This is a genomic window from Pseudoalteromonas sp. SR44-2 (assembly GCF_014163745.1).
Classification (GTDB): Bacteria; Pseudomonadota; Gammaproteobacteria; order Enterobacterales; family Alteromonadaceae; genus Pseudoalteromonas; species Pseudoalteromonas distincta.
This window is the reverse complement of the sequence record NZ_JACJDW010000001.1, coordinates 210,522-232,284: the sequence shown is the minus strand read 5'-3', so window position 1 is coordinate 232,284 and position 21,763 is coordinate 210,522. Positions and strand designations below refer to the sequence as shown.

At 37.8% G+C, this 21,763-nt stretch carries 16 protein-coding genes; 4 read left to right on the top strand and 12 right to left on the bottom strand.

Annotation, left to right across the window (positions count from 1 at the left end; all coding sequences use genetic code 11):
• Positions 1-10: 10 nt before the first annotated feature.
• The 5 genes from H5115_RS00925 to H5115_RS00905 form a co-directional block, all read right to left on the bottom strand.
• The gene (locus H5115_RS00925; RefSeq protein WP_182753135.1) at positions 11-1,189 is read right to left on the bottom strand and encodes an MFS transporter; all 1,179 of its coding nucleotides are present in this window, start codon (positions 1,187-1,189) and stop codon (positions 11-13) included.
• A complete protein-coding gene (locus H5115_RS00920) occupies positions 1,186-2,505 on the bottom strand; it encodes a lysine N(6)-hydroxylase/L-ornithine N(5)-oxygenase family protein (RefSeq protein WP_182753133.1) in 1,320 nt (439 codons plus the stop codon). Before H5115_RS00920 ends, H5115_RS00925 begins: the two co-directional genes overlap by 4 nt.
• Positions 2,505-4,043: an aspartate aminotransferase family protein gene (locus tag H5115_RS00915; protein ID WP_182753131.1), complete on the bottom strand. Its 1,539-nt coding sequence runs from the start codon at positions 4,041-4,043 to the stop codon at positions 2,505-2,507. The genes H5115_RS00920 and H5115_RS00915 overlap by 1 nt, the downstream gene beginning before the upstream one ends.
• A 340-nt stretch (positions 4,044-4,383) precedes the next feature.
• On the bottom strand, positions 4,384-5,061 hold the full coding sequence (locus H5115_RS00910; protein WP_182753129.1) for a haloacid dehalogenase type II: 678 nt from the start codon (positions 5,059-5,061) through the stop codon (positions 4,384-4,386).
• Positions 5,062-5,141: 80 nt separating this feature from the next.
• A complete protein-coding gene (locus tag H5115_RS00905; RefSeq protein WP_182753127.1) occupies positions 5,142-5,918 on the bottom strand; it encodes a class III extradiol ring-cleavage dioxygenase in 777 nt (258 codons plus the stop codon).
• A gap of 105 nt (positions 5,919-6,023) precedes the next feature.
• Between H5115_RS00905 and H5115_RS00900 the strand changes: the two genes are divergently transcribed.
• Together H5115_RS00900 and H5115_RS00895 are read left to right on the top strand one after the other, a co-directional pair.
• A complete protein-coding gene (locus tag H5115_RS00900; protein ID WP_182753125.1) occupies positions 6,024-6,929 on the top strand; it encodes a LysR family transcriptional regulator in 906 nt (301 codons plus the stop codon).
• Position 6,930: 1 nt separating this feature from the next.
• Complete coding sequence (locus tag H5115_RS00895; protein WP_259396301.1) at positions 6,931-7,104, top strand: LysR family transcriptional regulator; 174 nt, start codon at positions 6,931-6,933, stop codon at positions 7,102-7,104.
• 86 nt (positions 7,105-7,190) lie between these two features.
• On the opposite strand, the gene H5115_RS00890 is transcribed toward H5115_RS00895, so the two are convergent.
• Positions 7,191-8,072 carry a LysR family transcriptional regulator gene (locus tag H5115_RS00890; RefSeq protein WP_182753123.1) on the bottom strand — a complete coding sequence of 294 codons (882 nt, stop codon included), beginning with the start codon at positions 8,070-8,072 and terminating at the stop codon, positions 7,191-7,193.
• 115 nt (positions 8,073-8,187) lie between these two features.
• Between H5115_RS00890 and H5115_RS00885 the strand changes: the two genes are divergently transcribed.
• Positions 8,188-8,919, top strand: coding sequence for an aspartate/glutamate racemase family protein (locus tag H5115_RS00885; protein WP_182753121.1), 732 nt, complete (start codon positions 8,188-8,190; stop codon positions 8,917-8,919).
• Between the two features lie 727 nt (positions 8,920-9,646).
• On the opposite strand, the gene H5115_RS00880 is transcribed toward H5115_RS00885, so the two are convergent.
• From H5115_RS00880 to H5115_RS00860, 5 genes are all read right to left on the bottom strand, one after another.
• The gene (locus H5115_RS00880; protein ID WP_024596528.1) at positions 9,647-9,838 is read right to left on the bottom strand and encodes a DUF3185 family protein; all 192 of its coding nucleotides are present in this window, start codon (positions 9,836-9,838) and stop codon (positions 9,647-9,649) included.
• A gap of 50 nt (positions 9,839-9,888) precedes the next feature.
• Positions 9,889-11,355 carry a DNA recombination protein RmuC gene (rmuC, locus tag H5115_RS00875; protein WP_182753119.1) on the bottom strand — a complete coding sequence of 489 codons (1,467 nt, stop codon included), beginning with the start codon at positions 11,353-11,355 and terminating at the stop codon, positions 9,889-9,891.
• A gap of 878 nt (positions 11,356-12,233) precedes the next feature.
• Positions 12,234-15,380: a DEAD/DEAH box helicase gene (locus H5115_RS00870; protein ID WP_182753117.1), complete on the bottom strand. Its 3,147-nt coding sequence runs from the start codon at positions 15,378-15,380 to the stop codon at positions 12,234-12,236.
• 406 nt (positions 15,381-15,786) lie between these two features.
• Positions 15,787-16,749: a transcriptional regulator gene (locus H5115_RS00865; protein WP_182753115.1), complete on the bottom strand. Its 963-nt coding sequence runs from the start codon at positions 16,747-16,749 to the stop codon at positions 15,787-15,789.
• A gap of 15 nt (positions 16,750-16,764) precedes the next feature.
• Entirely contained in the window at positions 16,765-18,003 is a 1,239-nt protein-coding gene (locus H5115_RS00860) for an AAA family ATPase (RefSeq protein ID WP_182674620.1), read from the bottom strand.
• A gap of 773 nt (positions 18,004-18,776) precedes the next feature.
• Here H5115_RS00860 and H5115_RS00855 point away from each other — a divergent pair.
• Positions 18,777-19,991, top strand: a complete 1,215-nt coding sequence (locus tag H5115_RS00855) for a hypothetical protein (protein ID WP_024596523.1) — start codon at positions 18,777-18,779, stop codon at positions 19,989-19,991.
• 72 nt (positions 19,992-20,063) lie between these two features.
• Here H5115_RS00855 and H5115_RS00850 read toward each other — a convergent pair whose 3' ends face one another.
• The gene (locus tag H5115_RS00850; protein ID WP_182753113.1) at positions 20,064-20,939 is read right to left on the bottom strand and encodes a DNA replication terminus site-binding protein; all 876 of its coding nucleotides are present in this window, start codon (positions 20,937-20,939) and stop codon (positions 20,064-20,066) included.
• Positions 20,940-21,763: the final 824 nt, after the last annotated feature.

Below are 21,763 nucleotides of genomic sequence, written 5' to 3'. Positions count from 1 at the left end.
CGTTTAATTATTAAGTGGCTGTGTGTGCAGTGTGGCCAACAAATTTAACGCGCCATAGCAAAATAGCGCCAAGGCTTGCAAAGCCAATGGCTGCAAAGTAAAAAGGCACGGTGGTATTAAAATATTCCACACTCATACCCACTAATAACGACGCTAAAATAACGCCAATATTTTGCGCAATATGCACTTTGGCAAAGTCACTGCCGTATTGAGCAGGCTCGCTTTTAGCAAATAACATCACTTCTAATAAAACCATGACTTGAAACAGCGCTATACCGTATAAAACGCGAGAGCCGACAACTAGCCACACCGACTCTTGCGCCTGTAAATAAAGCCCAATAGCGCCAAAAATAAGCGCGCACGCAAACGTACTAGTTCGGCTAAGCGTAGGAACAGGTAAGTGCTGCCTAAAGTGGTTAAACAACAGCATTAGTAGGGCTGAAAAAGCAGGAATGGCGTACACAAGCGCACTTACAAACGCACTGCTTTGCACGCTCATTCCTTGCCAATGGGTCGTAAAAAATGGCCTAATTAAAAACGCGCTAAAATAAACCACCACGCTTATAAAGCAAAATTGCCATATAAAGTACGGTGTGCGAGTACGCGGTTTTTCGCTTTCAATAGCGTGCTGATAAATACCTAGCTTTAAGCTCACCATTAAATAGGCACATAGCAACACTTGTATTACATCGCCCGCAGCACTTAATAACAGTGCATAACGCGGTTCGTTTAGACTAAAAAAGTAACCACCCACTAACGCGCCACCAATAGCCCCAAAGTGCATAAGTACCGAAAACAAGCCAATAATAGAAAGGTGCTTACTTTGCTGCTCTAAACGCAGTGCAAACGGGTAGATAAGCAGGTAGCTGGCTTTAAGCACCAACATAAACTGGTAATAAAACCAAAATTCCCACACGTTAGTTGCAAAATAACAAAGCAAACCAAAGCATGCGGCAATTACTTGGGTTACAAGCCAAAGAGCCAGTTCGTGATATTTTTTGGCAACCTTTGCCCACAGCGGCAGTGCGAGCATAACGGTAATACAACAATTAGCTACAAACACCCCGATAAGCGTGGGGTTATTTACAGAAAATTCGCTGGCAAAAAATTGCGGATAAAACGGTAGTAATAAGGTATCGCACACCACCGAAATAACCGTAAGCAAAATAAGCGCTAAACGTAAACTCATGCGGCATTACTCTTTTGCTGTGAATGAGTTTCTACATCGCTTAAATCAAAGCACTGAAATGCAATTTTTTGCTCAACCTGATACGGCGCATAACCAAGTATTTCGCGCAAAATTATACTGTTGCGATAACACGCCATGCCTAAATCGGGGGTTACAAAACCATGGGTGTGCTGCTCTGCATTTTGTACAAATATACGTTTTTGGTCGGTATCTATTGCGTATTCACGGCTTACTATATAGCGGCCTTGTTCATCTTCTGGGAGCTGCTGTGCAATGGGGTTTAAAAAAGTGGGGCGCTTGTATTTAAAGCCCGTGGCACAAATTAAGTAATCGGTTTTTATTTCAAAGGCTTCATTTAGCTCTTGATGGTAAAACTCAGTCACTAAACGCCCAGCACTCTTACGCGTATTAGTCAGTTTGCTGTTCGTTTTAAATGTGGTAGAAATGGGCCCATCTAAGCTTTGCGCGTAAAGGGTGTCAAAAATGCCGTTAATTAAATCGCCATTTATGCCTTTAAATAAGTTTTTTTGATTTTGGTTAAGCCAATCTCGTTGCTCAGTTTTTAAATTATAAAAGTAATCAACATATTCAGGTGAGGTCATCTCAAGAGTGAGTTTGGTGTACTCCAGCGGAAAATAACGCGGCGAGCGAGCTATCCAATCTAGTTGCAAACCTTGCGGCACGGCTTGTTGTAATAAGGTGTGATAAATTTCGGCGGCACTTTGCCCAGCTCCTACAACCGTAACTCGTTTAGCGGATTTTAGCTCATCAAGGCGGTGGCAAAAGTCGCTACTGTGCATTACGTTATTAGAATTACTTTGCACTGCACAATCAGGAATATATGGGGCAGGGCCGGTGCCAAGCACTATGTGGCGCGTAACATAGTGTTGCTCCCCATTTGGGGTATTACAGGTAACGGTATAGCACTGAGTTTGCTGGCAAAATTCAACCTTAGTTACACTTTGCTCAAAGCTTACGTTACTCAACTGCGAGCACACCCATTGGCAATATAGGTTGTATTCTTTACGCAGTAAAAAAAAGCTCTCGCGAATATAAAATGGGTATAAGCGATTATTAAGCTTGGCATAATTTAAAAAACTGTACTGGCTAGTAGGATCGGCAAGGGTCACCAAGTCAGACATAAACGGCGTTTGCAAAGTAACACCTTCTAGCATCATGCCTGGGTGCCAATCAAATTGGCTACGTTGCTCTAAAAATAAGCTTTTAACGCCTTCTAGTGGTTCACTTAAACACGCTAACGATAAATTAAACGGGCCAAGGCCAATGGCTATAAAATCATAAGGTTGGTTACTCATTATTTTTGCTCCTTATACATTTGCCACGCAATAGTGCTAATTTGTTCAAGCACGGCGCGCACATCGCTCAATTGGCACTGCGCATTGAGTAACGTAAATTTAAGGTAGTGACGGCCGTTAATTTTGGTGCGCGCAATCATGGCTTCACCGGTATTTAAAAATGTTTGGCGAACATGTAGGTTTAGGGAGTCGAGTATATAGGGGTTATTTCTTAACCCCTCTGGTGCAAAGCGAAATACCAGCGCGCTAAGCTCTGGGTAATTTATAACTTCAAAATCAGGGTGGTCGTTAAGCACAATATGGGTTTGACGAGCAAGCCCAATTACTTTATCAAACGCTCGGCCAAGAGGCGCCTCGCCCATAGTACGCAGTGTTAACCAAAGTTTTAAGGCATCAAAACGGCGTGTGGTTTGTAAGCTTTTATCAACTAAATTTGGCGTGCCATTGCCGGCTTCAGCTAATGGGTTTAGATAGTCGGCGTAAAGGGTAATATGGCTAAAGTGGCGTTTTTCACTTAATAAAAAAGCACTACAGCTAACCGGCTGCATAAATGATTTATGGTAATCAATGGTAATTGAATCTACTTGTTCTATACCGTTTAAGGCACTACGGTGATGCTCGCTTACTAGTAACCCGCCGCCGTATGCGCCATCAACATGGCACCAAAGCTGCTCTTTTTTAGCAAGTTTTGCTATCTCTTCAATCGGGTCAATTGAGCCGAAATCGGTTGTACCTGCGGTAATTACCACAGCGATAGGTAAATCGCCCTTAGCTTTAGAATCTGCAATTGCGTGGTTAAGTGCGTCCATATCCATTTGCATTTTATTGTTTGTAGCCACGGGCACTACCGCGTTATAACCAAGGCCCAGTAATGCCGCTGCCTTTTGAATACTAAAATGCGCCACCTCAGAGCAATAAATACGAAATCGCGAGGCTACATCCGGCAAACCTTGCAGTTTTACTTCGTGATTTGGTGCATAACGGCTCACTGCGACTTCGCGTGCAACTAGCATTGCCATTAAGTTCGATTGCGTACCACCGCTAGTAAAAACGCCATCAGCAGTGCTAGGTAATTTTGCCTTTTCACAGCTCCAATCAATTAGTTTTTGTTCAATAAGGGTCGCGCCAGCGCTTTGATCCCAAGTATCTACCGAGGTATTAATTGCGCCAATGATGTGCTCTGCTACAACTGCAGGGTATGTAACAGGGCAATTTAAATGCGCCATATAACGCGGGTGATGAAAATATACAGCGTGATCTAAATACACACTTTTAAGCTCGTTTAATACCGCAGGAAAATCAGCAAGAGGTTTGGCTAAATCTACATTATTAACAGTGGCGGCAAGCGTATTAACCGACACACCAGAAAACGGCTTTTGCGCTTTAGCCATGGCTTGTTGTACAGCCGAAAGCCCCTGCAGCGACGCTATTTGATAATTAATAAACTGATCGAGATTAAATTGCGGCGGTAGGCCATTTTGCTCAAATAAAGATTGGTTTTGGATAGGGCTGAGCTGTGCAGTTTGTAATTGTGACATATTTCGCTCCTTGGTGCTTATTTGGGTTCAAGGATCTTAATGGCAATAATTTGCATTATCAATAATGATTAAGGACTAAATATAGGGTTATTATCGTACTTAAGGGAAAGTAATTAGTTATAAGGGATTACTTTTAAAACTACCGATGTATATAAATGAGTTATGCAAATATTTAAAGCGCATACTATTTAATTAGGTTTTTAATAATGTGATATTTTAAAAAAGTGAGGAGAGGTAAGTTACAACAGGCATATTATAAGTGGCTAACAAATTTAAAAAGTGGACCCCATTTACAGCTAGGTTTACACCTAAAACTGTAAATTGGGTATAAAAGTACGGCTTAGTTAACGCTTTCTAATTTTGCTTTTAAATCGAGTAAATCGGTTGCGATTCTATTTGGCTGTATTTCCCACGGATCAAAAATAGATTCTTTAGATCGTTGAATCCACGCCGCGCGCATACCGTGCGATATAGCACCGGTTACATCAAACGGGTTACTTGATACAAGCCACGTGTTTGCTCCTGTTGAATTAGTTTCGCGTAAAAAGTGGCTATAAACGCCTGGGTTTGGTTTAAAGGTTTTAACGTCGTCAGCACTTACTACCCCTTCAAAAAGCTCACTAATGCCAGCGGTTTCTAATAAAGTATGAACTGCGTCGGCAGCGCCGTTTGAAAATGCAAACAAACGGTAATCTTTTGCTTTTAGTTGCTCAAGGCCTGCTTTTACATCATCGAACGCAGGAAGCGTTTTATAAAGCTCTAGCAGTTGCCCCTTTTGCTCTTCACTTAGCTCGGTTTTGTGCGCTAAGCAGGCGTAATCGAGTGCGTGTTTTGTACATAGCGAGAAAGGAATATAATTTTGCATTAATCCACGTCTAAATGAATACTCTAATTGCTTTTCGCGCCATGTATTTGAAAATGCTTGGGCGTTATCGCCAATCATGTCGTCGAGTAAGGACAGTACGCCGTGAGTGTTTATTAGCGTACCGTATACGTCAAATGCAAGTGTAGTTGCCATGTTTGCTCCGCAATAAAATAAATTAAGTTGGTTTTAAAGTACTTGCTTACAGCTTAACTTGATTTGAACGAACGCTCAAATTAATAAAACTTGTATGCATCAAGCGCTAAAATATCCATTTCTATACCTTCATGTATTTTTTCGGCTTTACCGTCACCACTACCAAGCGCTGCAAAAAGAGGTAAAAAGTGCTCCTGGGTAGGGTGATTAAATAAAGCATGGGGTGCTTCATCTAAATAGTTAAGTAACGCTTGGGTGTTTTGCGCTATTAATTTTTGCTCAACCCAATGGGTAAACTCATTAACCATTTGAACACGGTTAGGTGTAGCAGGGCTTTTAAATATTTCACGTAGATTGTGACTAATACCGCCTGAGCCAATAATTAATACGTTATCGCTGCGCAGTGGTGCAAGTAACTGCCCGTACTTATACATCGCCTGAGCGCCCAAACGCGTGTTAATAGACACCTGAACAATGGGAATATTAGCTGCTGGATACATTAAGCGCAGCGGGATCCACACACCATGATCCCACCCTTGATCTGCACTTTGCACCGTTTTAATACCCGCTTTGTAAAAGTACTCACTAATAGTATTAGCTAGCTTAGGGTCTCCTGGTGCTGGGTATTGAATTTCATACAGGGGCTTGGGGAAGTTATAAAAGTCGTGAATAGTATGCGGCGCATCTCCTGATGTAATAACTATATCGTGCGCTTCATCAAAGTGGGCAGAAAACACCACAATAGCTCGTGGTTTACTAAGCGTTTGACCTATTGATGCAAGAAAATTTGACGTAGCCGATTGCTGTACAGCCATCATTGGCGAACCGTGAGATATAAATAAAGCAGGCTGAGTCATACTAAAACCTTAAACAAATAGACGTGTTATAAACACTATATAAGTTTCTAATTTGACGATAAATATGATACTTATTTATACATTATCAACAAAGTATTGTTAAAGATGGATAAACTCACCACCATGAAGACCTTTTTAGCCGTCGTGCAAGAAGGATCATTTTCAAAAGCAGCCGATAAACTCGATATTTCGCCGCAGTTAGTCAGCAAATATATTTCTGCGCTGGAAGATAATCTACGCACGCGTTTATTACACCGTACAACGCGAAAAGTAAGTGTTACAGAGGCTGGAAATCAATATTATCAGCGTTGTCAGCAAGTGATTATTGATATTGAAGACATGGAAAACTCACTAAACAACTTAAGCGAAAGTGTATCGGGTGTGCTTAGTATTAGTGCGCCTATGTCGTTTGGTACTAAGCATTTAGCAGGTTTGTTGGTTGATTTTCAAAAGCAGTATCCAAATTTAAAGTTAGATTTACGGCTCACCGACCAATATGTAGATATAGTAGAGCAGGGTATTGATATTGCTCTACGTATTGGCGTATTAAAAAACTCAACGCTCATAGCTAAAAAAATTGCCCCTATACGTTTAGCTGTATTTGCGTCACCCGACTATTTAGAACGCCATGGCACGCCACAAACGCTTTTAGATTTACAGTCACATAATTATTTACGCTATTCCCACAGCGAACCCACAAAGCGATTATTTGGGGTTAATGAGTTAAAAAGCGAGCTAAAGCTTGAAAGTAACTTTGTGGCTAACAATGGTGATTTGCTACTAAATACAGCCATTGCGGGTGGTGGTATTGCTATGCAGCCCACATTTATAGCAGGGGAAGCACTGGCTCAAAGTAAAGTAGTGCGCATTTTAAATGACTACGAACCCGAGCCAATGGGGCTTTACATGGTGTATGCAAACAGACAGTTTTTACCCAGTAAAGTACGTGCGTTTGTTGATTTTGCAAATGGCTATTATGGCGATACACCTTACTGGGATTTAGGAGAGTGATATGTCGATAATTAATCAATTAACGTTATTTGTAGATGTAGTGCAACAAGGCTCATTTGCCAAAGCCGCAGCACTGCATGATATGGATAATTCGTCACTATCTAAGCAAATTAAAAAAGGGACAAAACACCCAATTATTATGGAAGTAAAAATCCATAATAAAATAGGAATATAATTAAAATACAGATTCATATTACTGTGAGCGCGTTAAATTAATAACGCCCATTTTACTGTAATGGGGGTTTACAGTAATTTTTTGCGTTATACATTTAGCTCTTTTAATTTATTCCAGACGCTCTCGCCGCCAGGGTGAAGCGCTGCATGGTACCGATACGCATAATATGTAATAGGTACGCAATGATGCTTTTGGCCAACCACAACTAAACTTTTCTCTTTTAGCTCTTTAGTAATGACATAGTTTGGTAACCAAGCAATGCCATTACCCTCTAAAGCCTGTATTTTTAAAAGCTCTGTCATCGACGATACAAATACTTTTTTAAGTTTAGAGCCCGATATTATCGGCTCTAACTGCCTACCCATATAAGAATCTAAACTGTAAGCTAAGTGAGGTACAAACCCATCACTTTCTAAATTGTATATTGCCTTACCGTTTGCATTGCAGGCACTCACTGGCAATAACTCTGCACTGCCTATTTTTTGATGACTAAACGGAGGTAACTTTAATCGTTCGTTATCAAAAGCAATAAGTAGGTCACATGCGCCCTGTTCGAGCGTAGCAGTGGCTTTATCAACATCAATGGCTTCTATATTGAGGACTACTTTGCGATCACTTTTACTATGAAAGTTCGACAGCTTTAGCGCTAAAAACGTAGCTAATGAGTGCGCTGCAGCAACCTTTACTGAGTGAGTTTCTTCAGAGGAGAGTTCTTCTAACATACTCACTGAGTTATTCATTTGGTTTATTAGATTACGCGCTGTTATATGAAATATTTTACCGCTTGAGGTAAGTGTAATTGGTAAGTTCTCTCTATCTATTAGCTCTGCACCTACGGCTTCTTCTAATGCTTTAATTCGTCGACTAAAAGCAGGTTGCGTTATATGCCTAAGCCTTGCGGCCTGCGAAAAGCTTTTTGTATTAGATAAGGCCAAAAAATCTTCTAACCATTTACTCTCTATATTCATAATACTCACTCAGGATATGCAATTTAAGCATGGGCAGTAAAATAATAGCATTATTCAAAACAAAAAAAACACGATAATTTTAACCCATACAGTAACAACTTATCGGAATATAACAATGCTTAGAACACTAGGAATATTAGGAGGAATGGGGCCTTTGGCTACCGCCTCATTTATGAATCAAGTAATTGCGTTATCACCTGCTAAGAATGATCAAGAGCACATAGCTATGTTTATAAGGAATATCCCGCAAATTCCTGACAGAACAAATTTTTTAATGGGTATTGAAGATGAAAATCCATTTTTTGAGCTTAAAAAGGGTTTTAACCAACTTACTAGCTTAGGTGTAAGTTGCATTGTTATACCGTGTAATACTGCGCATTATTGGTACAACACACTAACGCAAAATGCTGATGTGCATACCATTAGTATTGTACAAAGCGTTATTAAGCGCGCAAAGGCAACGGGCAAACGTAAGATAGGGATATTAGCGACCACAGCCACGCTCAATATGCGGATATATCAGACGGCATTTAGTAAGCACAATATTGAATTTATTGAGCCTAACGAGCAGCAGCAAACATTTATAATGCAAGGTATAACGGCGGTTAAGTCAGGAGATTTAACCTCAGGACATAATCTTTTAAAACAAAGTTATGAGCTAATGCTAGCCCATGGTGCCGATACAGTACTATTTGGTTGCACCGAAATACCGCTAGTTTTAAATGAACAAGTATTTAATGCACCCGATACATGTTTAGATACCATCGCGATTTTAGCGCAAGAGTGTGTTAATTGGGCTTATACAAGCACTCAACAATCAACTCACTTATTCTCAAGCGTTGCTTAAAAAATTAAGCATAGGTGTGCCAAGTAATACCAATTTGCTTAATTAAGTGATCTATTTTGAGGATGGAAAACGTGTTGATAGCTAGGCAAAAAATTCGCTATTTAGTTGTTCTCGGCAATTGCTCCTGCATTGCTCTACCTTCTGCATCCATGCAGTCGTAAATGAGATTTTTTAAACACAGGTAGCGACACGTTTAGCCCCGAAAAATGATTAAGTATTATTGCGGATTGGTATAAATGGCACACCTATTTTGTTATGCAGGTATGGGGGCGTTTTGGGCAATAAGCTGTTTAGATTTCAATTCACTCCAAAATTCGCTTGGTATGGTAACTTTCATTGAGGCTACATTAGCTTTAATTTGCTCCTATACTCATTTATACAATATAAAATGGTTACATTTATTAGATGTGTACAAATTAGTAGACAAAACCGTAATAAATTAAAGATGCACAAATAATCTCACTAGCAAAGCGATTGCAGCAACACTTAGCTAATTTAACCGAGCGTAGTTGAAATAATTGGGGTAAATATTACAAAAACGTTTATTATTAAAGGCTTGCCTTGCAATACACGGCGTATTTTACTCTTTCACAATGCAATTGCTGGCAAGCCCTGTAAGAGTTTTATCTTGCCAAGTAACACTGTGCAGTGCAGCAAATTGCAACTAAATTCAACGTAGTTAGCGCTGAAAATAGCTGCTTAAATAGATCTATTATTCAAGTTCAGGTTACTTGAGCTTTTTAATACCAATTAACACACAGATGGCACCGCCAATAATACCCGCCCATGCTTCTATTGGTGTGTCGCCACTAAATGCACGGCTAAGCTGCGAAGCCGCCGCATCATACACGTCGTATCCCCACATAATTAAAGCGATACCTATAACGATTAAAACAATTCCTACAATCTTATTATTCATAAATATCCTTAAGGTTTAACTTACATAAACTAAATAAAAATAAATCAGGGTTAATCTAATTCTAATTGAGCACGTTCTACGCTCTCACTAGGTAACTCTTTTTGTACCGATACACCTAGCTCTTTAAACTCTGATGCTTGTTTAATTAAATTACCTTTACCGCGGTATAGCTGCGAGAACGCTTTGTCGTAACTTTCTTTCGCTTTATCAAGCTGCTTACCTACGCCTTCCATACTCAATAAAAAACCATTGAGCTTGTTATAAAAACGCTCCGCTCGACTTGCCAGCTCTTTTGAATATTTGGTTTGCTCTTCAAAACGCCAAAGCTGTTTAACAATATTAAGGCTAGTAAGCAGGGTAGTGGGTGTAGCTACCAGTATATTTTTTTCGATTGCTTGTTGGTAAATATCGCTTTGATATTTGAGTGCTTCTACAAAAGCTGATTCTATTGGTACAAACATAACCACTACTTCTGGCGAGTTAATACCTGGTAAGCGGTCGTACGATTTACTCGCAAGTTCATTAATACGCGCTGTAACGGCGTTTACATGCTCTTTAATTGCTTGATTAGCATCTAGATCATTTTCAGCGTTCACGTAGCGTGTATAGGCATTTAATGAAGTTTTAGCATCAATAACTAAGTGGCGACCCTGTGGTAAGTACACAACTACATCAGGGCGCAAGCGGCCATCTTCAGTGTTAAACGACACTTCGCGCTTATAATCAACGCCTGCACGTAAGCCAGCACTATCTAATACGTTTTCGAGCATAAGCTCGCCCCAATTACCTTGGGTTTTCTTTTGCCCTTGTAGGGCGTTACTGAGCTTGTCGGCTTGATCTGTTATAGCTTGGCTTTTAGCTTGCAAATGCAGTAGCTCGGTTTTAAGTGCAGTCCGTTGTTTTATGTCTTCAACGTGCATTGATTCCATTTTTTCTCTAAAGCCTTTTAGCTCGCCTTGAACTGGTTTTAATAATTGCTCAATGCTTTCTTGATTTAAGGTTTTAAAGCTTTGTGATTTTTCTTCTAGAATTTTATTGGCTAGGTTTTCAAACTCTTTTTTGAGCGTATTTTTACTTTGCTCAATTTGCGCGAGTTGCTCGCTAAAGTTTTGCTGTTTTTGCTCAAGGGTAGTGCGCATATTATTATATTCAACATCGCGCTGATTGTATTGTTCACGAAGCGCTGCCAGCTCGCCTTCGGCTTTACGCCAAAAATGATTGTATTGAATGCTTTGTTTTTCTTGTTCGCTAAAACGCGTTTTAAAATGCTGCGCTTCATCGCGCTGCTCTTGGTGAGTATGTTCTAGCAGTTCATGATCTTCCAGCAAGGCGCTGTATTGCAGATCTTTATTATCAAATTGGTTTTGTAACAGGGAAAGCTGTTGCTGCTGTTCGCTTATTTGTAGATGTAGCTTTTTGCGAAGCCGTGTTGATACAGCGCCGTAAAATAGGGCGCCTAAAGCAACACCAGCACCAGCGCTTAGCAAATCAATATTAGTGAGTACTTGAGTGAGCATAAAATAAACTTATAAAATTTAGAGACATGCCATCATAACCAATAACCAACAACAGAAGTAGGGGAGTTAAGAAATTACAGACATAAAAAAACCAGCTTAAAATAAGCTGGTCCAATATTACTAAGTTAAGTAATCAAAGGGATAATCAACATGTGCCCGAGCAAGCTGCAACTTAAATACATAATCACCAAAATAACTAATATTATTAGGTGAGGCTATATAACAACAGACATTAGAGTAGACCAGATAACAAAATAATTAATTCAAATTAATTTGCGGAAGATCATTTATTTTTATTCGGGTTGATTTAAACAAATCAAATTATGGGCATAAAAAAAGCCAGTTCAAAATGAACTGGCTCAATCATTACTAAAATTAGTAACTAAATAGGGGGAATCAACATGAAAACTTGTATTAACTGCAATTAATCAACAAGCATAATAGTAGACGCGTCTTTTTTAATTAAGTTCAAAAAAAATAAAAAAACTTTTAAAATAAGTGCTGAACGCTAAATTTTAGATATAAAAAAAGCCAACTCAAAATGGGCTGGCTCAATCATTACTAAAATTAGTAACTAAATAGGGAATCAACATGAAAACTTGTATTAACTGCAATTAATCAACAAGCATAATAGTAGACGCGTCTTTTTGAATTAAGTTCATAAAAAAATAAAAACTTTTAAAATAAGTGCTGCACGCTAAATTTTAGACATAAAAAAAGCCAACTCAAAATGGGCTGGCTCAATCATTACTAAAATTAGTAACTAAATGGGAAATCAACATGATGCTTGTGTTAACTGCAATTAATCAACAAGCATAATGATAGACGTCCGCTTTTTAATTAAGTTCATAAAAAGATCAAAACTTTTTAGATCTTTTTTAGTTTTTAATTAATGACAACATTTGCTGCTCATCAAACTTTGTAAAGCTCATTGATTTATCAGTAAATAATGCATCAACAAGGGCTTGCTTGTCTTGCTGCATTTTAAATACTTTTTGCTCTATTGAGTTACTCATTATGAGCTTATAAACAAATACAGGATTAGTTTGACCAATACGGTAGGCTCTATCAGTCGCTTGCTTTTCTACTGCGGGATTCCACCATGGATCAAAATGAATAACGGTATCTGCTTGTGTTAAGTTAAGGCCTGTTCCACCGGCTTTTAAGCTAATTAAAAACACGGATGTTTTACCACTGGTAAACTCGTCGATTACTTTATCTCGTTGACGCGTTTGCCCTGTAAGCATACTAAAGTTAATGTTTATTTCTTCAAGGCGTTGGGCTATTAAATCGAGTGCCGATGTAAACTGACTAAATATAATAATCTTACGACCTAGGCTTAGCATAAGCGGTAAGTGTGTTGTTAACCATTCAAGCTTAGCGGAGCCTGCTTGAGTATCTGGATCTATTAATTTAGGGTGGCAACAAATTTGCCTTAACTTTAAAAGCGCCTCTAAAAATGCAAGCTTACTTTTTTGTGCGCCTTGTTCGGCAAATAAGTCTATTAGCTTCTCTTCTAATGAACGTGTAATGCCTTGGTACATTTCTTTTTGCTTAGGCTCAAACTCAAACTCTTTTGTTAGCTCTGTTTTTTCAGGTAACTCTTGCGCTACTTGTGCTTTAGTGCGGCGCATTATAAAGGGCATAATTAACGCTTTTAACTGCTCAGCCCTCTGCATATCAGCTTCACGCTCAATAGGTGTTTGAAAGTGCTGCTTAAAGTGGGCTTGAGACCCAAGTAACGATGGCATAGCAAAATCGAGTAACGATTTAAGCTCAAGTAAATTATTCTCGATTGGAGTACCACTTAAACAAAGTTTAAAGTCGGCATTTAAGCGTTTAACTAATCGTGAGACCTGTGCGGTATCGTTTTTAATGTATTGTGCTTCATCGAGGATTATATTTTCAAAATATAATGGTGAATAATATGCAATATCACGCTTTAAAAGCGGGTATGTAGTAAGAATGCATTGCGCTTGTGCTAAGTGTTGTAAAGGATCGTTACGGTTTGATCCAAAAATAGTGGTTACTTTTAAACTTTTAGCAAACTTAGTGATTTCGTTTTTCCAATTACTCACCAAGCTAGTTGGGCACACTATAAGTGTAGGGCCTGCTTGAGGGCGGTTAAATGTACTCGCTAAAAATGCAATAACTTGGAGTGTTTTACCCAACCCCATGTCGTCAGCTAAAATACCACCTAATTGATGACGTTTTAAAAAGCTAAGCCAATCAACGCCTTGCAGTTGGTACTCACGAAGTGTTACAGAGTCATTTAAGCCATGTAATGAAACCTTAGGCATTGCCTTATCGGTATTATTTAACTCTTGTAAATATAGCTCAAGTGAATCGTCGTGAAGCTCTACGTTAATAGCTGTGTGCTTTACTAGTTCAGGTAAATACGAAAGCGGAATATTAAATTCGTCACGTGTTTTTACAAATTCAAAGCGTTCTTTAAATTCGTTTAATAAGTTAATGGCAGACTTATTAATAACCCCAAATTGACGACCAAGCGGGTAGTAATAAAACAGTTCACTTTGGCGATTCAATGACTGATAAAGCGAATCAGCATTAGTAAACAACAGCGCTGCTTTTGCGTCACACAACAATACTTTGCAGTGCATTTGATGCCCTGCTGCACGGTGTACATGTAAACTCACTTCACATTGTGGATTAGGGCTTGTTACTTTACTTACACTGACTTGCCAACCACGCTGCTTAAAGCCAGGAAATACTTCGTATATTAGCCAATGCAAATGGATAGGAGATTGCTTTGTAAATACAAGCTCACTTTGTAAACCCCCTTTACAAAATTCAAACCCTAGATTGATTAGCTCGTTAGTTACGGTGTTTTCAAATGCGCTATTTATAGTACTTGCTGGGGCAGAACCAGCTAAATAGTTTTTATTTTTATACTTAAATAACAGCGAAAGTGATAAACCTTGCTCGCCCATTGTTACTTTTAAAACAGCATTACTAGATAGCTTAGGTAACGTTGGCTGCAAGTTAGTAGGGTGCGGTATAACACCTGCACCAAAGTTATCTGCAAGTTGTTTGTATATTCTGTCAAAATTAGCGTCATGCAAAGCAGGCATAGTTTGTAAATGCGCTATTTCGTCTGCACTCAATGGTGTACGAAGACGACCCGCTTTTAAATGATCTAAATCGAGGTAAGTAGGCGGTGTTGTTTTTAATAAAGCCCAGTTTTGGGTTTGCTCGAGCTTAATAACTAATTGTGATAGATCTTTATCTTGCTCCCAACTAAAACTCAATGCTTGGCCAGATTGCGCTTTAATTGGCACGCGAGAGCGCTGAAAAAACAAGCGCTCAGTAGCTATCAATTGTTGTAGGGCACTAAAGCCCCATTGGCCTTTTAGCTCAATACTTCCTACTGCATTTTGTGAACGTATCCAACTAAATAATCTAAAATCACTTTCGAGCAAATCATTTGGCGTTACGAAACTATTTAACTGTTGCTCTGTGAGATTTCGGCCTAACGTGTAATTCTTTTTAGTCTCAAAATTAGCTATTTTAGGTGTTAAAAATACTTTGTTATTTTCAATATCTAATACAAATAATAATACTTGCGACGGAGTATGTTGATCACCACTTTTAAGAGCGCTTAATTCACTAAACCAATCATTAATGAAGTAATCTTCACCGTATTCACCCGAGTGCTCTATTTTAAGCTTAAACAAAATAGCAGCTAAATGTCGGCATTTGGTTTTTGCATTACACGTACAGTGTGTATCAACAGAATAACCAGTTGGTACTTTACTGATCTCAATACGTTGGTTAAATGATGATCCGTTATCCACTTGCACGGTAGAGTCTACAACAGAAAAATTAGGGGTATGCTCTAGCCAGGTGATTTGACCTTTCTTGTAGTACTCTTTGCCTTTATCTAAGACATTTTCGCGAAAAAGTTTTTTAATAAAGCGTTCAGAAAGAGGAAACTGGGTAGCCTGCTCATTTTTAATTTCTTCAAAAATAGCCATTAAATCATTTTTTGATAAGTTAGCAGACATGTCACTCTAAGCATTAAATTTTAAAAATAATTCTGCCAGTATATGCCTTATGTGCTCTGAGCTAAAGCACTATTAACAAGATATAAACTGGTTGGAGCTGATAGCTTAGTAAAAAATCGGTTTATAGGTAAAAATGAGTATAAAATTTCGCAAAATATTAGGCACTACACACAAATATAAAGATTAAACGACACGTTATAGATCACAATTTTACTAACAATAATAATAAACCAAGAGCAAATAGCTAAAAGGGGGCGATTAGTTAGTAAAAAAGTGATCTTGAAGAGGAAATATGATTATTTAAGGTAGGATTAGGCTAGTAAAGATCAGATTTTTACTAACAAAACAATCTGTCAGATCAGTATTTAACTAAGTAGGCACGTCTGACAGATCATTATTTAACTAACTAATTAAAAGCACTTAATAGCTTAGTTAATTGTTCTAAGCGTTTGTCTGTCATCACTTTATTGTCGATTTTGATAGACACATCACCACTTTTTAAATTGCGTTGTACAGATACAAACTTATTTTCAAGCACAGCTTCACGTTTAACAGCAACTTGAGGCTCAGCAGTTAGGCATTTGGTGATTGCCATTGCACGCTTGTCGTCACTTGTAATGGCGTTTAGCTCTTCATCACTAGCTAGGTCACTAACAAGTTGATTAAACGCGTCTTGGTCTCTCTCCTTTGCGCTCATGAGCTTTTTAGCCACTTCGCGACCCACGTGATTCGCAGTAGGGTAGAGTGCAATAACTTCAGCAGGTATTTGTTCATACGCTTTAACAGCATCTGCAATGGCGGTGTGTGATACACCTTCAATTGCAGCAATCTCTCTGTAAGATCCTTTTTTACCTTGTTCAATAAGCTCATTTTTAGTTTGCTGGTAAGCTTGTCCCAGCTCCCATAAACTTGGAGCGATATATTGATCTGAAGATACAGCTAAAATTTTAGCGTCTTGCTCAGTAAAGTCACTTGAACTAAGTACTAAATAATCAGCGTTACCTAAAATACAGGCCATACGACGGCGAGAACCCGCTAAGACTAAGCTTTTATCACCCTGATCCCAAAGTAACGCAGGGTGCTGATTACGGCCATCCTCTGAAATGGCAGGTAAAATATCCGATACTGACTTTTCGTTAAGAAGTGCTTGTACACGGCGGTTTTTACCGTATACACCAGTTGTAGATTCAATGTCAGCGTGTGCGATCACTTTGCAAATAAGTGTAATTTGGCGCTCAGGATCGCTCGGTGCTGGCATGCGAATTACATCACCAGCATTTGCTTGTTCAAGTAATGCGTCAAGGCTACTACTTCCTACAGCTGTTGCAAAAGGATCTAAGCGGGTGTCATTTTTACGTTTTTTAGCCATTTTTATTTAACATCCTTACTTAGGGGTATTGAGTGTTGATTGAGTTGACTGCCAATTTGAACGAATAAGCATTTCTAGCTCATCGACCACATCTTTAATATTTTCTTGAGCGCGCATTAGTGATTCACGGCTTGCTAAGCTGTCTGACGCTTTTTGATCAAAAATAGTATTAAAAGACGAAGAGCTAGCAGTAATCGCCGAGCTGTGGTTGATTGGATAACTCATAACTTGGCGACCGAATGCACTACGAACATCTTTAACAATATCGCGCTGTGAGTGATTACCTTTTACATAGTTGGTAACTAAAAACTGCATAAAGTCCCACCCCTCATGGCCAAGTGCCGCAACGGTATGGTAAATCTCACCTAGTCGTTTTAAATATTTATTATTAGCATCAAAGTCTACAGCTTCTGGATGAACAGGGATAAGCATCGCAGTAGAAGCCATTAATGCATTATAAAACATAAAGTTAAGAGTTGGAGCTGTATCTATTAATATAATATCAAACTCGTCTTTAACAGGGTTAATTACTTTTTCAAGTAACTTATGGTAATGACGAGTTTGCTCATAATTTGAGGTGTCTTTGAGTAATGTTGCAGTTTCGTGCTCAAAATAAAAATCGTCCATACCTGATGGCAGTACACGAATATTTGGGATATGCGTTGGTAAAAATGAGTTTGAAACAAATTCAGGCCATGTTTCGCCCTCATCTAAATCTATACAATCACGCATTAAATCACCAACAGTAATTGGGTCATGCTCGCTTGAAGGAAAAAAGCTTGAAGAAGAACCTTGAGGATCTAAATCAATTATACCAATGCGATAGCGCTTAATATTTGTAGTTGCCAGGGCTGCTGCAATATTAACCATGCTGGTTGTTTTGCCACAGCCACCTTTGAGAGAATTAATGACAATAACTTGCAGTTTGTCATCATCAGTACGATGATCTGGTTTAATATCCATAATATCAGCCATAGCAAAAATGTTTACTAATGTGTAAGCATAATGACCATTCGCGCCGCGTTTTATGTTTAAATCATCAAAGTCACCGTTGTCATGACGTCTTTTTAAAGTACGATTATTACAACCTAATAAATCGGCAGCTGCTTTTTGCGTATAAGTTCTTAATTCTTTTTCTTCTGATTTAAGATGAGCACGATAGTGCTGAATACGACCTTCTAATGATTTTTCAGCTACTTCGGCGGTTGCTTTTAAAAGCCGGTAGGTACTTAACGCGTTATTATTGATAGACATACTTTCTTCCTCAAAGTTAGGTAGTTAGTATAATGTCCATTCAAATTGCTGTAAACAACTATTTAAGACGACATGCATTTTAAAAAGAAGACATTTAAAAATACTTCTACACTTTTAATATTGCTTAGTATAAATAAAGAAGTTTAAAGGTGGTTAAATATATAAGGTATTAAAGGTTAAGGACCTTAAATTAACACATAACATTATGATTAATATAAACAATATAAAAAAAAGCAGATCAGCGTTATACTTGGTTAAGATCAGATCTTTATCTACCTGCAGATCACCTTTTTACTAAGCCTTATTTTTTAAATCAAGTTATGCACAGGTTGTGCATAAGGTTATGAACAAAAAGAGCCCTTGAGATCAATTTTTTACTAAGTAAATTATAAAGTTATGCACTAACCTTAGCGTCAATAGGTTCGTTTAATTAGTATAGATCTGATCTGTACTTGGTACAGATCAGATCTATGCTAACTCGATAAGCCTTTATCCACAGGGATATTAATTTTCGTATGAATTTGTCGTGCTAAATTTTAAAATAAAGCCATTGTGATGGACAAAATAACAGCTGAGTTAGTAAAAATCCGATTTGAGATGACCTAGTTAGTAAAAATATGATCTGAAATCGCAAGTTATGTACATTACTTAGTATAATAGTGATCTAAACATTTTATTTAAAGTCAGATCACTTTTATACTAACTTAAACATTTAACTTTTGTTGATTAATGTGTTGTTATTAGATGTCGCAATAAAAATGGAAATAAGAACAATGAGCCGAAAGGTCAACATCTCGGTAGATAATTTGCCCGATACACTCAGGGGCCAAATCCACGGGGTGGAAAGTGCAATTGATAACGAAAGTTTAGCACTATTTACAGACAACAAAGACGTGCGAATTTCTATTGAAAATGCAGCTCATGGTTTACGTGCATATTCAAACACGTTTAATCATTATGATTTGTGGGGCCGTTTTGTTCGCTCTGGCTATAAAAAATTGCCACTTGAAGAAGCGCCTAAAAAAACAATCATTACGCGTAAAATATCAGAGAAAGTAGATGGTATTTTATACGACGGTGAGATAAAAATTACCCCTGCTGTTGTCAGTACTCGTAAAGATGGTGAAGATATTGAGTATCTTGTTTGGCCATCAGACAGAGAAGAAAAAGTAGAACGAGCACTTATTCGTTTAGCTTCTAAAGGCAAAATAGTTAAAATTAATTTTAAGTCCGGTATTCAATACGCAGTTGTTTTTTCTATGAACGAATTAGCGCAAGAGCTCAAAGCGGTAGGGCAGTCAATGCCATATCCTGCAATTAAAGAGTCACTTGAAGCATTGCAAGGTTCTAAACTTTCATTTAAATATTCAGCAACCGATACTAAAAACTCCGATATAGATGATTCGTTTTACGAGTCAAATATGAACTTTTTATCGTCACTTCACTTTAGTGGTAAAAAGGGTCAAGGTGGCAATGTAAAGTGTGTGGCCTGTTTAAATGCGTTTGTTCATAACATGATTGATAACCTTGAATACAAAGGATATTACTTTAACAGTGCACAAGAATTAAAACGGGGATTGTCGCGTTGGATGATGCTTCGTTTGTATCACCTTTGGCGTTATGCAGCTCCAGGTAAAACGTATCATTTTAGATTACTTTCTATTATGGAAAAATACGGATCTATTTATTCAACTGATGATATTACGGAAAATAAATTAAAAGCGCTTCGTCGTGATATGACCACCACAATGAAAGATTTGATTGAAAAAGGTGCTATATCAGAATACAGCATTACAAACGTCAAAGATGACAAAACTGGTAACATTATTGATTACACATACGAAATGCACCCCTCTGATCAGTTTTGCGATGAAATACTTACATTGAACAAACACAACAAACGCATTGAGATTCAAGGCGGTAAACGTATTGTTGAAAATGCAGTGTTAATTGATGAAGATAAAATAGAAGAGATAGTAGAAAAATAATAAACGTTATTTTAAATACTGTACATATATTTACTAAAAAGGCCACATATTGTGGCCTTTTTAACATAATAGCTATCGGTCAACTTGTTCTAAATATAGCCTATCAACTAAAAAATCATACTCACGTTTTCGAGGATGAGCTTCGGGTTTTTTATAATCAGGCAAGATACCTAGTTTAACGTCTGGTTCTGGATTAATCAGAATAAATGGTAATGCGGCGCTCACATGATAGCGGTTTTGTGCTGTGTATCTCACATTAACTTGAGGGCTTACGCGAGTAGGGCGACGAATTCTTAATTTTTCCTTTTCACCTAAACTAGCAACCCGTAATTGTTCTTGAGCTACAAGTGATTGCCATTTTTGTTGATCTATCATTCTTGGATTTCGATAACTGGCCGATTTGTCGAGCATTTCGAGGGCCATTTTTTTAGTCAACGTTTTAGTTGCGTGCTTGTGCATCCAAGTAAACCTAACGGAAAATGGTGATTCGCTCTCACTGTGAATCTTACGATAAGCAGCAAGTGTTATTAAATTTGGTATTGCATTATGAACAGCCTCAAATCGTGCATCGTTATTATCAATTGCCAATATACACTCTTTGAAACTAGCTTTAGCTTTGTTAACTTGTGCTATACGATTATTTAAACCTTGTTTATCTGCATTTTTAATAACAAGTAAACCAGGGTGCCTTTTTAACACGCGACTGCTTAAACCCGATTTTTTATAAATGTCAGAAAAGGAGTTTAAAATTGCCTTTTGAGCCGGCGCTCCACTTATTTTAGAGACAGGTATGGACTCAGGAACCTTATTTTCATCTAAATTACTTACATCAGGTAACTGATAGTACTCTGCTCTGGAAAACTCACATTCGTTTAATTCCTCAATTAACCTCAAAGTTAATTCGTTCATTAAATCAAACTGACTCCTAATTTGAACTTTAGTAACCACGGCACACCTCAAAGAACACATCTTACCAATTCGATATTATTGCATGCACTTCGCATTGAGTAAATATTAAATAAAATTATGCTTTATGTTCAGATAACATATAAATCAATATAAGTATGATGTGTTCTTGCTGGGTGCGTGGTTCTACCTATTCCTGTAATTTAGTACTGTTTTATTGATTAAAGAGTTAGTCCGCTTAGAGCTTAATTGCCTAATAAATGAGGTATGTAATATGAACTTGGTGCGGTTGTGTTCTAAATAATAGTGTTAGTTTTGGTTGATTCTCTAATTAGTGATTAATATTATAACGTGTTTTAACTATGGGTTTATCATCCAAAAGCTTAGAATGTCATACATGATTTTTGCATGAGAGCCATTTAAGGCATCACTGGCAGTTAAGTTTTTAGTTATGACAACTTGCTAAATAACGTTGGCGGCAGGGTGGGAAGATGAGTGGTGAATCAGCAGATTACCTGGTGTCAGTTGTAAGTATATTCTGGCATCAGAATAATCAACAGCGCTATTCTACTAGGCTTAAAGTACATATAAATGAGCAACACAAAATGCTATATCATATATTCAGTCCTGCATATAGTCCCTGTTAGTTAATAATTAATTTAGCGCGTAAAGTTAAGATTACATTTGATGCAATTTAAGTATGATGTGTTCTTGGGTAAAATACATATAATATACCCTTGTGCTTTATTTATTCTCAATGTGTTAAAATTGAAACTAATTAACTCTAATTGTATGTTTTTAATCACTTTAGTTTATTTTAAATAAAACTAAAGTGATTGTTATATAATCACCTGAGTTAAGTAAAA